The 15,828-nt window shown below is 71.7% G+C and carries 10 protein-coding genes; 5 read left to right on the top strand and 5 right to left on the bottom strand.

Going from position 1 to position 15,828, the window contains the following annotated elements:
* The first annotated feature begins 147 nt into the window (after window positions 1–147).
* The 3 genes from ACIRO3_RS27825 to ACIRO3_RS27815 all read left to right on the top strand — a co-directional run bounded on the left by ACIRO3_RS27825 (window position 148) and on the right by ACIRO3_RS27815 (window position 5,255).
* A complete protein-coding gene (locus ACIRO3_RS27825; protein WP_404141384.1) occupies window positions 148–1,596 on the top strand; it encodes an APC family permease in 1,449 nt (482 codons plus the stop codon).
* Window positions 1,597–2,089: 493 nt separating this feature from the next.
* On the top strand, window positions 2,090–3,454 hold the full coding sequence (locus ACIRO3_RS27820) for an NAD(P)/FAD-dependent oxidoreductase (RefSeq protein ID WP_404141383.1): 1,365 nt from the start codon (window positions 2,090–2,092) through the stop codon (window positions 3,452–3,454).
* Window positions 3,455–4,019: 565 nt separating this feature from the next.
* A complete protein-coding gene (locus ACIRO3_RS27815) occupies window positions 4,020–5,255 on the top strand; it encodes a PucR family transcriptional regulator (RefSeq protein ID WP_404141381.1) in 1,236 nt (411 codons plus the stop codon).
* A gap of 243 nt (window positions 5,256–5,498) precedes the next feature.
* Here the strand turns inward: ACIRO3_RS27815 and ACIRO3_RS27810 are convergent, their stop codons facing one another.
* On the bottom strand, window positions 5,499–5,948 hold the full coding sequence (locus tag ACIRO3_RS27810) for an Lrp/AsnC family transcriptional regulator (protein WP_404141380.1): 450 nt from the start codon (window positions 5,946–5,948) through the stop codon (window positions 5,499–5,501).
* Window positions 5,949–6,071: 123 nt separating this feature from the next.
* Here ACIRO3_RS27810 and ACIRO3_RS27805 point away from each other — a divergent pair, with 123 nt between their 5' ends.
* A complete protein-coding gene (locus tag ACIRO3_RS27805) occupies window positions 6,072–7,073 on the top strand; it encodes an asparaginase (protein WP_361782614.1) in 1,002 nt (333 codons plus the stop codon).
* Between the two features lie 95 nt (window positions 7,074–7,168).
* On the opposite strand, the gene meaB is transcribed toward ACIRO3_RS27805, so the two are convergent.
* The 4 genes from meaB to ACIRO3_RS27785 all read right to left on the bottom strand — a co-directional run bounded on the left by meaB (window position 7,169) and on the right by ACIRO3_RS27785 (window position 13,771).
* A complete protein-coding gene (meaB, locus tag ACIRO3_RS27800; RefSeq protein WP_361782611.1) occupies window positions 7,169–8,152 on the bottom strand; it encodes a methylmalonyl Co-A mutase-associated GTPase MeaB in 984 nt (327 codons plus the stop codon).
* A 9-nt stretch (window positions 8,153–8,161) separates the two neighbouring features.
* Entirely contained in the window at window positions 8,162–10,351 is a 2,190-nt protein-coding gene (scpA, locus tag ACIRO3_RS27795; RefSeq protein WP_361782608.1) for a methylmalonyl-CoA mutase, read from the bottom strand.
* Window positions 10,348–12,207: a methylmalonyl-CoA mutase family protein gene (locus ACIRO3_RS27790; protein ID WP_404141377.1), complete on the bottom strand. Its 1,860-nt coding sequence runs from the start codon at window positions 12,205–12,207 to the stop codon at window positions 10,348–10,350. Before ACIRO3_RS27790 ends, scpA begins: the two co-directional genes overlap by 4 nt.
* Window positions 12,208–12,286: 79 nt before the next feature.
* Complete coding sequence (locus ACIRO3_RS27785; RefSeq protein ID WP_404141376.1) at window positions 12,287–13,771, bottom strand: ROK family protein; 1,485 nt, start codon at window positions 13,769–13,771, stop codon at window positions 12,287–12,289.
* 1,108 nt (window positions 13,772–14,879) lie between these two features.
* Between ACIRO3_RS27785 and ACIRO3_RS27780 the strand changes: the two genes are divergently transcribed.
* A complete protein-coding gene (locus ACIRO3_RS27780; RefSeq protein WP_404141374.1) occupies window positions 14,880–15,812 on the top strand; it encodes a TauD/TfdA dioxygenase family protein in 933 nt (310 codons plus the stop codon).
* The last annotated feature ends 16 nt before the right edge of the window (window positions 15,813–15,828 follow it).

Raw genomic sequence — 15,828 nt, 5'->3', positions numbered from 1 at the left:
GGGCGGGAAGGTCCGCCTCCTGCCGCTCCGGCTCAGCCACCTGCGAGGGAGCCGCACCCGTTCGTTTGCGCAGGCATACCGCCTCACGCACCCCTTCACCCACCCATGACGAGCCGGTACCGGCCCGTGAGCCGAAAGGTGGTCGCGATGACCGACCTCTCCAAGACAGGGCACGTCGAAGCAGCCGATAGTGAAGCGGGATCGGGCAATCCGCTCAACCGTGGGCTCGGCGTGTCGCAGATCGTGTTCATGGTCGTGGCCGCGGCGGCACCGCTCGGGCTGGTGGCCGGCGGGGTGCCGCTCGCCTTCGCCGTGAGCGGCAGCCCGGGGATGCCGCTGTACTTCGCGCTGTCCACCGTGCTGCTGCTGGTTTTCGCGGTCGGCTTCACGCTGATGGCTGGACAGGTACGCAACGCGGGGGCCTTCTACGCCTATGTCCAGGCGGGGCTGGGCCGGATCCCCGGTCTCTCGGCCGCGACCCTCGCGCTCTTCTCCTACACGCTGCTTCTCGTCGGGGTGAACGCCTACGTCGGCGTCGCGACGAGCAACGTCATCGAGCGGTACGCCGACGTCGGCTCCCCGTGGTGGTCGTGGGCACTCGTCTCGCTGGGCGTCATCGCCTTCCTCGGATACCGCGACATCGAGCTGAGCGCCAAGGTGCTCGGTGCCGTGTTGGTGCTGGAATCCTTGCTGCTCCTGGTCCTGGACCTCGGCATCGTGGGCCACGGCGGCGCCCACGGCCTGACGGCCGAGCCGGTGACGCCCTCGATCGTGGGCACCGGCTCCCTGGGCCTCGGCATCATGTTCGCCATCTTCGGGTTCATCGGCTTCGAGGCGACGGCCGTGTTCCGCAACGAGGCGAAGGACCCCGACGCCACGGTCCCGCGGGCGACGTACGTCGCGATCCTGGTGATCGGGGTCTTCTACTCGTTCACCGTGTGGGCGATCGTGGTGGGTGTCGGCGTCGACGCGGTGGTCGGAGCCGCGCAGGCCGACCCTGCGGGCCTGGTCCTCACGCTGACGCGGAGCTACGTGGGCTCCGTCTGGGCCAACATCATGCAACTCCTCCTGATCAGCAGCCAGTTCGCCTGCGTGCTGGCCTTCCACAACGTCGTGACGCGCTACCAGTTCGCGCTGGCCCGGACCGGGGTGCTTCCGGCGTCGCTGGGCGTCGTCCACTCACGGCACCGCGCGCCGTCGGCGTCCTCGGCCGTCGCCTCGGTGGTCGCGTTCGTCACCACGCTCGTCGTCGCCGCGCTCGGCCTCGACCCGATCGGGGACCTCTACGCCTGGTTCTCCGGCGCCGCCACCCTCGGCGTCGTCCTGCTGATGGCGGCCACCAGCCTCGCCGTCATCGGCTTTTTCCGGCGCGCCGATGGGCGGCAGTCGTTGTGGCGTACGGTCGTGGCCCCGGGCGTCGCCTTCGTCGGCCTGGCCTGTGTGGTCTGCCTGATGGTCGTCAACTTCCCGCTCCTCGTCGGTACCGTCACGGGGGCCTGGGTGATCGGCGGTCTCGTCGCCCTCTCGGCCGTGGCCGGCGTGGTGCAGGCCCTCGCCCTGCGAGCGCGCCGCCCGGCCGTCTACGAGCGGCTCTAGGCGATGCCTTCAAATGATCTTGCTTAGTGGATTACAACGGGGTGATATGTCGCCATGAACTGTCTGATGTCGAGCGGGAGTTCGTCCGGCCGTTGCTGCCCGAGCCGGTGCGGGGGCGGAAGCGGCTGGACGACCTGCTGATGTGGGCCTGACATTCAGCGACAGGGCGTGGTGACCTGTCGGGGAGCTCTCGGCTGAGATGGGTGGCCGCGCCGGTCCCGGCGATTCCCGCTCCGATGGTCACCACGTCGCACTCCTCCACGGCGTCCAACACCGCAGTCGGCATGGCGTTGGCTCGGTCGGCGTACGAGCGCAGGGGCGCGATCGGCCTGTGCGCCATGCACCATCCCCAGGGGAACTAGGTGCCCGGTGTCGTTCTCACCGAGGTCGTGGCTGACGACAGTGAGATACGGGCTTGGGGCGTGCTGCCAAGCATGCCTTGACGCGGAGCATGAAGCAGGACAGACCCCAGCCAAAAGGAGACCAGCGCAGCATGAGGACCGACAGCACGAAATACAGCAACTTCACCGGCTGGATCGACCCGCCGGACGACGTGCAACCCGCGCTGGACGGCGACCTCACCTGTGACATCGCCGTCATCGGCGGCGGCATGGGTGGCATGGCGGCTGCCCTGCGCCTCGCGGAGCGCGACCAGGACGTGGTCCTGCTGGAGGCCGAGTTCTGCGGCTACGGCTCGGCCTCGCGCAACGGCGGTCAGATCGCCGGGGCGCCGGGTGGCGACCTGCGGATGCTCAGCCTCCAGTCCCCGAAGAAGATGCCGGTCATGGCCAAACTGGCGGAGCACGCGGGCCATTATGTGGAAAACCTCATCAAGACGCACGACATCGACTGCGACTACGTGGCGAACGGCCTGGTGTGGGGCGCGGTCTCACCCCTCATGATGCTCAGGGTGCGTACCCAGGCGGCGATCCTGCGCGCCTTCGGTGGGGAGGGGACCGTCGGCAGCAGAGAGGAACTCGGCCTCCCCGCAGGCTTCGTGGGCGGAATGCGGGAATCCATCGGCGGGATGCTGAACCCGGGCAAGCTCGCTCGTGGTGTGCGTCGCGCACTGCTCGCGTCCTCGGCCAAGGTCTTCGAGCAGTCGCGGGTGAGCGATGTCCGGCGGACCGGCAGCACCGTCGAGATCACGACACCGCACGGCACCGTGCGGGCCAACAAGGTGCTGCTCGCAACCAGCGTCTACGGCGGCGAGTGGGACATCACGCCCAAGAACCTCGCGACGCCGCTGTACGTCATCGAGATCGAGTCGGAACCCATCGCGCCGGAGCGGCTCGCCGCGCTGGACTGGACCAGTCGGTCCGGCATCATCACCCAGCACCAGTTGATGACCCACTACCGGCTCACCGAGCGCAACACCATCGTCTGCGGGGTCCGCAAAGCGCAGCGAGGCCAGACCTACCCGCTCCCGGACCGGGTTCCGGACCCCGGTGTCGTGCGGGACATGGGGAAGGATCTGGCCAACCGGTTCCCGTCGCTGTCCGACGTGGCCATCGAGCGGGCCTGGGGCGGGTGGATCGGCATCAGCCCGGACTGGCTGTCGGTCGCCGGGCAGGTGGGTGACAACGTCTTCTACGCGATGGCCTGCAACGGCCACGGCCTCTGTCAGGTGCCGTACGTGACCCATCAGCTCGCCGACTACATCGTCGACGGTGAGATGCCGGAGGACCTCGCCGGCATCTGGTCGGACGCCTCGAAGTACTCGCCGTCGATGTCGTTGCTGATGCAGCCGTTCGTCCTCCGAGCCATCTGGGGACTGGACCGGTTCAACGACTTCTTCAACGGCAGCAGGACGCTGGCCCGGCGGGCGCTCCGTCGTGCCAGGCGCGGGGACTTCTGAAGGTTCGGGTGGCGTCTGCTCTGTGACGACGTGATGTGAGATCGCCACTCGCTACGACAAGACCGCGCCGGTCTCACGAAGCAGCCGTCCGTCGCCCTCGCACCCCTCCTGATGTGGGCCCGACATGTGACGACAGCACCTGGGCGGGTCCTCGCACGGCGCGCAGCAGGGGAGGCGACAGGACCCCGAGGGCCTCGCTCACCGTCGCACCCGGATTGTCGAACTGGTGAAGCGTCTGTCCGGAGAACGAGGTGGACGCCCCTGCCGGCTGCATCCGGATCTCGCCCCCCGACGATCAGACGGGGTCGAGCTGCTCAGCCCCATCGCGAAGATCGTGGCGGTGTCGAGTCGATAGGGGCGCAGCACCTCGCAGACGCGCGGCAACGTCGGGACGGACACGCTGGTGAGCCCACGCTCCGACTGGCTCAGAAAGCCCTTGGTGACCTCTGTCCGGTGCGCGACCTCCGTCAACGACACCCGCGGTCGGGCATGGTAGCCCTTCATCTGTCTGTGACACGGCATGTCGGGAGCCTCGGCTCCCCGAGAGCAGAGGGACACTGAGAACATGGAAGAGCTGTGGCCCCCGCCCTCGCGTGAGGTCGCTGACGCGATCAGGTCACTGTGCCAGCGCCTGCTGACGGAAACGGACGCGCTGGTCGACGCCTTCGCGAGACCCTCTCTCGTCGCCCAGAACGATCCCGCTCTCCTCGCGGACGCATCGCTGGTCGAGGAGGATCGCGCGCTCAACCGCTCTGAGCTGGTCCAATGGTTGACCGCAAACGTTCAGCAACCGGGGCGAAGGGTAGAGCCCTACGTCAGTCCGAGGACCACTGCGTACATCAATGATCTCGTCTCTCGGGGCATCGCGCCCGACTTCGCCGTTGCCTGGCGTGTGGCCCTGGGGATCGGCTGGCGGCGATGGCTGGAGGAATGCGTGGCGGACTGCGCGGACCCCGATCTTCTCGTGGGGATCCTGGACGTGACGGCGCAGTCGCTGGTGCAGTACGCCCTCGACTCCGTCGCGGCCCTGCGGCAAGCCGGCCTCGCCGCGGCGATGGGGAACACGGATGCCGAGGGGATCGCACTGATCCAGCTGATCGCCAGTGGGGCACCGATGGCGGAGGACCTCGCCGAAGGGCGCCTGCGCTATCGGATGGCGCGGTGGCACGTGGGTCTCGTCCTCTGGGTCGACGATCCCCAGGAGGCCGACGCCCTGGACGAGGCGATCGCCGCCGTGCGCTCCTCCGCCGGCGGCCGGAGCACGCTGGTGGCGCGCGCCAGCGCCACGTCGCGGTGGATCTGGCTCTCGGGGGAAGCCGTCCCGGACCCTCACCACGTGGAGAAGGACCTCGCGGCGGTCGACGAGGTCCGCGCGGCAGTGGGAAGGCCGGGACGCGGTCTCGATGGATTCCGCTCCAGCCACCAGGACGCCCTCGCGGCGCAGGCGCTGGTGATCCGGCTGGGGTCCGACCGGCGATTCACCGCATACGCCGACGTCGAGCTGATCGACGCGCTCACGAAGGACCGGCCCGGCGCACGCCGGTTCGTCATCAACACCCTCGGGCCGTTGGCCGAAGCCGACACAGCGCTGCGGCAGGCACTGCTCACCTATGTGCAGTGCGGTTTCAGTGCGACCCGGGCGGCCGCCAACCTCTACGCGCACCGCAACACCGTCGAACGGCGGGTCTCACGCGCCAACGAGCTCTCGGCCGTCAAGGTGGAGGACAACCCGACCCATGTGGCGGCGGCGCTCCTGGTGCTGGACATCGCGCCTGACATCGTGACGATCGCTCCGAGCTGAACTCACATCACGCAGCCGCGGTGTTTGAGCTTCCTTGCCCTGGGAAGAGCCCGGAAGGGCGAGACGGGGAAGGGTGGACGGAACCGCGCGGGCGCCCGGACGGTGAAGACGGTCAGGCGGGCGTTACGGTGGGACACGAAGACCTCCGTTGCGCAATGGGTTCCCAGACAGCTCCCACCACACCGGAGGTCTTCGCCATGTTCAAGACCTACCGAGTGTCAACAACGCTCGTGATCAATACACCTAGACCGGCAGGCCCGTCGGTTCCTTGACGCGCTTCATGATGATCTGGGAGTTGACCTCGGTGATCCCGGACAGCGCGGTGAGCTGTTCGATCCACAGGCGCTCGTAGGCGCGCAGGTCAGCGACCGCGATGCGCAGCAGGCAGCCCGGGCTGCCGAACAGGCGGTGGGCCTCGATGACGTCGGGGATGTCCTGGAGGGCCGCCTCGAAGGCCTCGACCGCCTCGCGGTCGCGCCGCACCTCGACCGAGACCAGCACCTCGAAGCCGCGGCCCACCGCCTCGGGGTCGATGACCGCGCGGTAGCCCTGGATGACCCCGTCCTGTTCCAGCTGGCGCACGCGCCGCATGCAGGGGGAGGGGGTCAGGCCCACGCGCTGGGCCAGCTCCTGGTTGCTGAGGCGACCGTCCTGCTGAAGCTCGCGCAAGATTTCGCGATCGATGGCGTCCATCACGCAATCATCCACCACCCCATGTAACGCGGGGGCCGAAAGTGGCAATCTCATTGCGCGTAGATCTTACTATCATTGCCTTTATCGGAATTGTGTGCGATCAGGTGTGAGGGAAGGGCGGGCATGGGACGCATCGTCGTCATCAGCACCGGCGGAACGATAGCCAGCCGCTGGCAGGGATCCGGCTTCGCGGCCGATGCCGACGGCAGCGAGGTGATGGCCACCGCCCCGCTGCCCGAGGGGATCACCGTCGAGGTGGTGGACCTGTTCAGCGTGAACAGCCCCCGGCTCACCACCGCCCACCAGCTGACCCTGCTGCGCACCGTCCACGAGGTCCTCGCCGACCCCGAGGTCGACGGCATCGTCGTCACCCACGGCACCGACACCCTGGAGGAGTCGGCCTTCCTGGTCGACCTCCACCACCACGACCCGCGCACCGTCGTGTTCACCGGCTCGCAATTGCCCATGGGCTCCGCGGACGGCGACGGACCGGGCAACCTGTACGACGCACTGCTCACCGCCGCCGCAACCCGCGGGCTCGGCGTCCTGATCACCTTCGCCGGACGGGTGCACGCCGCGCGCGGCACCGTGAAGACCCAGGCCGTGGCCCTGGACGCGTTCGCCGACCCCTCGAAGGAACTGCTCGGGAAGATCGGCTTCGGCAAGGTCACCATGCTGCGCACCCCGCAGCGCCCGACGCCGCTCGCCCTGCCCTCGATGCCCGAACTGCCGCCCCGCGTGGACATGGTGATGCACCACGCCGACGGCGACCCCGTGCTCCTGAACGCCGCCGTCGAGGCGGGCGCGCGCGGCATCGTCCTCGTCGGCACCGGGGCGGGCAACGCCACGCCCGAGATCGTGGACGCGGTTCGGGCCGCGGTCGAGCGGGGCGTACTGGTCGCCCTGACCACGCGCGTTCCCGCCGGGCCCGTGACGGAGATCTACACGCACGGCGGGGCGGTGGACCTGGTCGCCGCCGGGGCCGTCCCCTCCGGGACGCTGCGCGCCGGGCAGGTGCGCATCGCCGTGCTGGCCGCGCTCCTCGCGGACGTCGAGCCGGGCGAACGGATGCGGGTCCTGCGGGACGCCCTGGCCTCCGGCGGCCCGGTGCTGGTCGAGGCCTGACCTCCGCGAACCTTCGCGCGACGAGGGGGCGGGTACGGGAATCCCCGTACCCGCCCCCTCGTCGTACGGTCCACGCCCCGCCGGATCCAGGCCGGTCAGGAGGCGTGGAAGGCCTTCAGGATCCGGTCCGCCGCCAGGGTCGGCGTCAGGGTGCCCTCCCGCACCGAGGCCTCCAGCGCGGGCGCGAGATCGCGTACGGCCGGATCGGCGCGCAGCCGCTCCAACAGCTCCTCGCGGACCATCGACCAGGTCCACTCCACCTGCTGCGCGGCCCGCTTCGCGGCCAGCCGGCCGCCCGCCTCCAGCAGCCGGCGATGCTGTTCCAGGCGGTTCCAGATCTCGTCCAGACCCGCCGACTCCCGCGCGCTGCACGTCAGGACCGGCGGGGTCCAGGCCGCGTCGGCCGGGTGCATCAGCCGCAGCGCGCCCGCCAGTTCGCGCGCCGCCGCCTTCGCGTCGCGTTCGTGCGGGCCGTCGGCCTTGTTCACGGCCAGCACGTCGGCCAGTTCCAGGACGCCCTTCTTGATGCCCTGGAGCTGGTCGCCGGTCCGGGCCAGGGACAGCAGGAGGAAGGAGTCGACCATGCCGGCCACGGTCGTCTCCGACTGGCCGACGCCGACCGTCTCGACGAGGACCACGTCGTAGCCCGCCGCCTCCATCACGATCATCGACTCACGGGTGGCCTTGGCGACCCCGCCCAGGGTGCCCGCCGAAGGCGAGGGGCGGACGAAGGCGGCCGGGTCCACCGCGAGGCGTTCCATCCGGGTCTTGTCGCCGAGGATGGAACCGCCCGTGCGGGTCGAGGAGGGGTCCACGGCCAGCACCGCCACCCGGTGGCCCAGCGCCGTGAGCATCGTGCCGAACGCGTCGATGAAGGTGGACTTGCCCACCCCCGGGACGCCGCTGATGCCGATCCGGCGGGCCCGCCCCGAGTGCGGCAGCAGCTCCGTCAGGAGCTGCTGGGCCAACGCCCGGTGGGCGGGCAGGGTGGACTCGACGAGCGTGATGGCGCGCGCCACGAACGCGCGCTTCCCGTCGAGGACCCCCTTCGCGTACGCCTCGATGTCGATCTTCGGCATCGACGCCGCCTACAGCTCGTGCCCGAGATCCGCGGCCAGCCGCGTCACCAGGTCGTGCGCCGCGTCCGGGATCACGGTCCCCGGCGGGAAGACCGCCGTGGCACCCATCTCCAGCAGCGTCGGCACGTCCGCGGGCGGGATGACCCCGCCCACCACGATCATGATGTCCTCGCGCCCTTCCTCCGCCAGCTGCTCGCGCAGCGCCGGCACGAGGGTCAGGTGACCGGCCGCCAGCGAGGAGACGCCCACCACGTGGACGTCCGCCTCGACGGCCTGGCGGGCCACCTCCGCCGGGGTCTGGAACAGCGGGCCGACGTCCACGTCGAAGCCCAGGTCGGCGAAGGCGGTCGCGATGACCTTCTGGCCGCGGTCGTGCCCGTCCTGGCCCATCTTGGCGACCAGGATGCGCGGACGACGGCCCTCCGCCTCCTCGAACCGGTCGACGAGGGCGCGGGTGCGCTCCACGGACGGGGACTCGCCTGCTTCCATGCGGTACACACCCGAGATCGTACGGATCTGGCTCGCGTGCCGCCCGTAGACCTTCTCCAACGCGTCCGAGATCTCACCCACGGTCGCCTTGGCGCGGGCCGCGTCGACCGCGAGCGCCAGCAGGTTGCCCTCGCCGCTGCCGGCCGCGTTCGTCAGCGCCCGCAGGGTGTCCTGGGTGACCGCCTCGTCGCGCTCCTCGCGCAGCCGCCGCAGCTTGGCGATCTGCTGCGAGCGCACGGAGGAGTTGTCGACCTTGAGGACGTCGATCTGCTCGTCGGTCTCCACGCGGTACTTGTTCACGCCGATCACCGGCTGCCGGCCGGAGTCGATCCGCGCCTGCGTACGGGCCGCGGCCTCCTCCACGCGCAGCTTCGGGATGCCCGCGTCGATGGCCTGCGCCATGCCGCCGGCCGCCTCGACCTCCTCGATGTGCTGCCAGGCCCGCCGCGCGAGGTCGTAGGTCAGCCGCTCGACGTACGCGCTGCCGCCCCACGGGTCGATCGACCGGCAGGTGCCCGACTCCTGCTGGAGCAGCAGCTGGGTGTTGCGGGCGATGCGCGCGGAGAAGTCCGTCGGCAGGGCGAGCGCCTCGTCGAGGGCGTTGGTGTGCAGCGACTGGGTGTGCCCCTGGGTCGCCGCCATCGCCTCGATGCAGGTGCGCGTCACGTTGTTGAAGACGTCCTGCGCCGTCAGCGACCAACCGGAGGTCTGCGAATGGGTGCGCAGCGAGAGCGACTTGGCGTTCTTCGGGTCGAACTGCTTGACCAGGCGCGCCCACAACAGGCGGGCGGCGCGCAGCTTCGCGACCTCCATGAAGAAGTTCATGCCGATCGCCCAGAAGAACGACAGGCGCGGCGCGAACGCGTCCACGTCCAGCCCCACGGCCTGCCCGGCCCGCAGGTACTCCACGCCGTCGGCGAGGGTGTACGCCAGCTCCAGGTCGGCCGTGGCCCCCGCCTCCTGGATGTGGTAGCCGGAGATGGAGATGGAGTTGTAGCGGGGCATCTTCTGCGAGGTGAAGGCGAAGATGTCGGAGATGATCCGCATCGAGGGCTTCGGCGGATAGATGTAGGTGTTGCGGACCATGAACTCTTTGAGGATGTCGTTCTGGATGGTCCCGGCGAGCTTGTCGGGGGAGACGCCCTGCTCCTCCGCCGCCACGATGTACAGCGCGAGGACCGGCAACACCGCGCCGTTCATCGTCATCGACACCGTCATCTTGTCCAACGGGATCCCGTCGAACAACTGCCTCATGTCGTAGATCGAGTCGATGGCCACGCCCGCCATGCCGACGTCGCCCGTCACGCGCGGGTGATCGCTGTCGTAGCCGCGGTGCGTGGGCAGGTCGAAGGCGATCGACAGGCCCTTCTGGCCGGACGCGAGGTTGCGCCGGTAAAAGGCGTTGGACTCCTCGGCCGTGGAGAAACCGGCGTACTGCCGGATCGTCCAGGGCTGGTTGACGTACATCGTCGGGTACGGGCCGCGCAGGTACGGGGCCACGCCCGGGTATGTCCGCAGGAAGTCCAGGCCCTCCAGGTCCCGCCCGGTGTACAGCGGCTTGACACCGATGCCCTCGGGGGTCTCCCACAGCAGGTCGGAGGCACCGCTGCCGGTGGACTCCTTGACGGCGGCGCGCCACTGCTCCTCGGAGACACCGGCCGTCGCGTCGCCGTTCAGCGCGAGTTCGGAGAAGTCGGGGATGCCGCTCACGGGGCCACTCCCATCCGGTCGAGTACGGAGGACAGTACGGCGACCGCGTCGCAGCCGGCGAAGACGTACTCGTCCACGGCCTGCCCGGCGGTACCGGGCCGGCCTGCGAGGAACACGGTCGTGGCGCCCGCCGAGCGCAGGGCCGCGGCCACCGCCTCGGCCTGCTCCTCGTACAGCGCGTCGCTGGAACACAGCACCGCCATGCCGTCCGCGCCGCTCGCGGCGTAGGCGGCGGCGGCCGTCTCCGGGGTCACCGACACCGGATCGTGCACCGGCTCGACGCCGCCCGCCTGGAAGAGGTTCGAGGCGAAGGTGGCGCGGCCGGTGTGCGCGGCCGCCGGCCCCAGGGCAGCCAGGAAGATCCGCGGCCGGGCCCCGGTCGCCGCGAGGTGCGCGTCCCCGCGGGCGCGCAGGGCCTCGTACGCCTCGTCACGCCGGACGCGGGGCAGCCCGCCGGTGGGCCCCTCGGGCGCGGGCTCGCGTACGACGGGCTTCTCCGAGAGGTTCGGGAACTCGCTGACACCGGTGATCGGTTCGCGGCGCTTGGCGAGCTTCTTGGAACGCTCGGCCCAGGTCGCCGCGAGGCGCTCGGCGACCAGGCCGGAACGCAGGGCCTCGGGAAGACCGCCCGCCTTCTCCACCGTCTGGAAGAACTCCCAGGCGGCCGCGGCCAGTTCGGTGGTGAGTTGCTCGACGTAGTAGGAGCCGCCGGCCGGGTCGATCACCCGGGCCAGGTGCGACTCCTCCAGCAGGATCGTGGAGGTGTTGCGGGCGATGCGGCGCGCGAACGCGTCGGGCAGGCCCAGGTCGTGGTCGAAGGGGAGCACGGTGACGGAGTCCGCGCCGGCCACGCCGGCCGCCATGCAGGCGACGGTGGTGCGCAGCATGTTCACCCACGGGTCGCGCCGGGTCATCATCACCGGCGAGGTGACGGCGTGTTGACGCTGGGCGGCGGCGTCCGGGACCCCGCAGGCCTCGCCGATCCGGGCCCAGAGCCGGCGGGCCGCGCGCAGCTTGGCGATGGTGAGGAACTGGTCGGCGGTGGCCGCGTAGCGGAACTCCAGCTGATCGAAGGCGAGTTCGGTACCGAGGCCGGCATCCGTGAGGGCGCGGAGGTAGGCGACGCCGGTGGCCAGGGACAGCCCCAGCTCCTCGGCGGCGCTGCCGCCCGCCTCGTGGTACGGCAGGGCGTCCGCGGTCAGGGTGCGTACGTGGGGCCAGCCGGCCGCCGTCTCGCGGGCGAGCGCGGCGGCCTCGGCGAGGTCGAGCGGTTCACCCGTGCGGGCCTCGTGCCCCAGCGGGTCGGCGCCGAGCGAGGCGCGGGCGGCCTCGGGGGACACCCCCCGGTCGGCGTACAGGCCCAGCAGGGCGCGGGCGGCCTCGGCGTACCCGGCGCCCGCGTCGAGCGTGACCGGGGCGAGGTCGAGGTAGACACCGTCCAGGGCGCGGGCGAGCCCGTCCACCGGGAGGGCGGTGGGGCCCAGGGTGAGCCAGAGGGAGGTGGTGCCGTTCTCCAGGTCCGCCAGGGCCGCCTCGTTCACCCGAACGGGGTCGCTGCCGGCGAATCGCTGGCGTACGTCCCAGCCCGACGCGCTGGTGCCCTCGGGCGTGCCGCCGCGGACGAAGGGAGCGAAGCCGGGGAAGCCGGTGTCCTCCGCGTCGGGGCGTGCGGTGTACAGGGGGCGGGTGCGGAGCCCGTCCTCAAGCGTGGTGGACAACGCGTCTTCAGCTGCCTCGCCGGAGGCTTCCTTGCCCGACTTGCGCAGTACGCCTTCAACCAGGCGCTGCCACTGCTCATGTGTCGCGTCAGGAAACTCGGCGGCCAGGGAAAGCCCGTCGTCAGGCAGGACCGTCATGGCTCGAATGCTAGGGGGGTCGCTCAATCGAGACCAGAACCGCCGGATGTGATCTCGCACTCGCAGGTCAGCGGGTGAGTTACCGGAGAGTAGGGGTATGGGGGGCGATGCCCGGCAGGTCGGCGGGGGCGGTGCGGGGTGGGCCGGTGGGGGCGGGGGCGAGGGAGGGCGCGGTGGAGGGCGCGGTGGCCGGGTCCTGGAAGAGCGGCCCCAGCAGGACCGTAGCCGAGGCCTGCGTCAGGACCGCCGGGCCCGCGTGCGGGCCGATGATCCGGGCCGGGTCGTCGCAGACGTGCGACTGGGCCGTCGCCGCCTCGCGGATCTCGGCGAGATACCCCTCGTGCAGGATGCTCGACAGCTCCGAGACCAGCAGGACGGCGGGGTTGAACACGTCCAGCAACAGGGCCGCCGCCCGCCCCACCGCGCGGGCCCGCTCGCGCAGCAGCAGGTCCGCGCGGGGATCGCCCGCCGCGGCCGCGTCCACGACCAGCCCGATGGCGGGCTCCGGAACGATCCCGAGGCGCACGGCCTCGGCGCCCAGGGCCGTGTCGGACGCGGTGGCCTGAAGACAACCCGTACGGCCGCACGCGCACCGGGCCGTCGAGCCGGGGACGGGAAGGTGGGCGACGTCGCCGGCGGCGGAACCGGGGCCCTGGTGGACGGTGCCCTCGATCCCGAAGGCGGCGTCCACCACGTTGCCGATGAACAGGTGCACGATGCTGCGGCGGGCCGACGGGTGCCCGAACAACATCTCCGCGCGGGCGATGGCGCGGGCGTGGTTGTCGAGGTGCACCGGCAACCCCAGGGCGGCCGAGAGCTCGGCCGCGAGGGGCCTGTCGTGCCAGCCGAGCGCCTCGTGCCGTACGACGGTCCCCTCGGCGGGACGGATCCACCCGCCGAGCGCGGCGCCGACGCCGAGGAGGGGGCGGTGGGGGGCCTTCGCCGCCGGGGTGGTGGGGGGTCCGGTGGGGCCTTGTGTTGTGGCGCTGCGGGTTGTGGGGCCTTGTGTGGTGGGGCCGTGGGTGGTGGCGCTGTGGGTTGTGGGGCCTTGTGTGGTGGGGCCGGGTGTTGTGGGGCCGCCTGTGGTGGGGCCGCCTGTGGTGGGGCTGTGGGTCGTGGGGCCGGGTGGCGTGGGGCCGTGCGTTGTGTGGCCGTGCTCGTGGAGGAAGCGGCGCAGTTGCGTCGCGAGATGGGCGGGGGTCGGCGGTCCGCCCGTGTGCGGGAAGGTGCGGTGGGCCACCACCTGTCCGCGGAGATCGACCAGGCTGAAGTGGGAGGAGGGCACGCCGATGTGCAGCCCCGCGACGAGCGGCCCGCCGACGGCCCCCGTGTGCAGGTCCAGCGGGATCCGGGGTCGGCCCGCGGCGCTCGCCCCGCCCGGATGCGGGAGCTCGCGCAACAGGCCGCTGCGGAGCAGACCGGTGGTCTGGCGCGATACGGCGGCCTGGCTGAGACCGCACAGGGTCGAGATTCCGCTGCGGGCGACGGGGCCGTGCGCGAGGACGGTCCGCAGGACGGTGGCGGCGTTGGCGGCCGCGCGGCTGTCGCCGGGGGTGGGGGGCATGGGGCGACGGTAGCCCTGGCCGGGCGGGGGTGGGGGCGTGGGGGCGGCGGTGGCCGGCTGCGGGTGGTCCGGGTTGGGTCCCGGTCCCGGTTGCCGGTTGCTGCGGGTCCCGGCTGCGCCGGGCGCCTCAAGTGCCGGCGGGGCTGGGTGGTGGGGGTGGGGCGGGGGGGGGGGGTGGGGGGCCGGGGGGGGGGGGGGGGGGGGGGGGGGGGGGTTGGGTTGTTTTGTGGGGCGGGGGTCGCGCGCCACAAATCCCACTTCTACGTCCCGGCCGACACCCCACCCCGTCCCCGCCCCCGACCAGACCGTCCACCCCCGGTGGAGTGGATACCGCCGCTCGCTCGGGGTGCCCCCTCCGGTCCGGTCCGGCAAAGTTCAGCCTCGCCGGCGCGGTCGGCCAATCCAGCCTCGCCGGCGTTTGAGGCGCACGGGACCGGGCCGCTCTCCAGGTCCGGTCCGGCGAAATCCCGTTTGAGGCGCGGGGCGGAGCCCCGAAGGCCCGGCGGAGCCGGGGGCGCTTCGCGCAACGGTGGCGCGGCCTTCGGCCATCCCGGCCCCGCCGGCGTTTGAGGCGCGGGGCGAGCCCCGGAAAGCCCGGCGGAGCCGGGGCCGGCGGCCTCGCCCGGCTTTGAGCCCCGTAAGCCCGGCGCAGCCGAAGGGGTGGGGATGGCGGTGGCGTTGCGGGGGTGTGAAATCCGGCCATGGTTTTCGGCCGGGGGCCGGGCCGCGGCGGGGGGTTTCTGGTGGGGGAAGCGGCAGGTCAGCGCTGCTGTGCGGGGTTTCGGCGGCGGGTGGGGCGGGGGCTTTCGGTGGGGGTTGACCCCGGCGGGGGGCGCTGACAGGCTCCGAGCCATGTCCGCGATCGAGCACCTCGCCCCGCGGCTCCACACCCCCGGCGTCTGTACCGCGCCGGGCGAGTGTCAGGGCCGCCTCCCGGCCCCGCGCCGCGCCTGAGCGCCCGCTCCGGGGTCCTGTGACCCCTCGGCCCGCTCGAGGCCCGTTCCGCCCCCACCGTGTCCCGTGTGCGTGCCACTGCCGCGCACCGCGACCCGTTCGCGTACCGGCATTTCTTCCCCTGCGGAAATAAACCCCTGACCCGGGAGTACCCATGACCACTGTCACCGCCCTCTCCGTCGACAAGATCGGCGGCCGCATCGGCGCCGAGATCGGCGGCGTCCGCCTCGGTGGCGAGCTGCCCGCCGAGACCGTCGCCGAGATCCGAAGCGCGCTGCTCGCCCACAAGGTCGTCTTCTTCCGCGGCCAGGACCACCTCGACGAGGCCGGCCACGAGGCGTTCGCGGGGCTGCTCGGCGCGCCGGTCGCCCACCCGACCGTGCCCTCCGCCGACGGCCGCTACGCCCTCGGCATCGACTCCCACCACGGCGCCCGCGCCAACCAGTGGCACACGGACGTCACCTTCGTCCCCGCCTACCCCGCCTTCTCCATCCTGCGCGCCGTCACCATCCCCCCGTACGGCGGCGACACGCTCTGGGCCAACACCGCCACCGCCTACGCGGGCCTCCCCGAGGCGCTCCGGGTCCTGGCCGACGGCCTGCGCGCCGTGCACTCCAACGAGTACGACTACGCCGCCCTGCGGCCGGACGCGCTCCCCGAGGCCCTCGCGCAGTACCGGGAGGTGTTCACCTCCACCACGTTCCTCACCGAGCACCCGGTGGTGCGCGTCCACCCCGAGACGGGCGAACGCACCCTGCTCCTCGGCAACTTCGTCCAGCGGATCACCGGCCTCACCGGCCGTGACTCCCGCGCACTCCAGGACCTGTTCCAGGCGCACATCGAGAGCCCCGAGAACACCGTCCGCTGGCAGTGGCGGGCCGGCGACGTCGCGATCTGGGACAACCGCGCCACCCAGCACTACGGCGTCGACGACTCCGACGACCACGAGCGCACCCTGCGCCGCGTCACGGTCGACGGCGACGTCCCCGTCGGCCCCGACGGACTGCCGTCCCGCCTGATCAGCCCGGAGACCGTGCCCGACCCGGACTTCGGCATCGCCTCCGGCGCCTCCTCCGCCTCGCTCTGACCCGACCCCGCCGCAC

Origin of the sequence: Streptomyces sp. NPDC102278, from assembly GCF_044766345.1 — a bacterium.
Taxonomy (GTDB): Bacteria; Actinomycetota; Actinomycetes; order Streptomycetales; family Streptomycetaceae; genus Streptomyces.
This window is presented reverse-complemented; position numbering and strand designations above follow the sequence as displayed.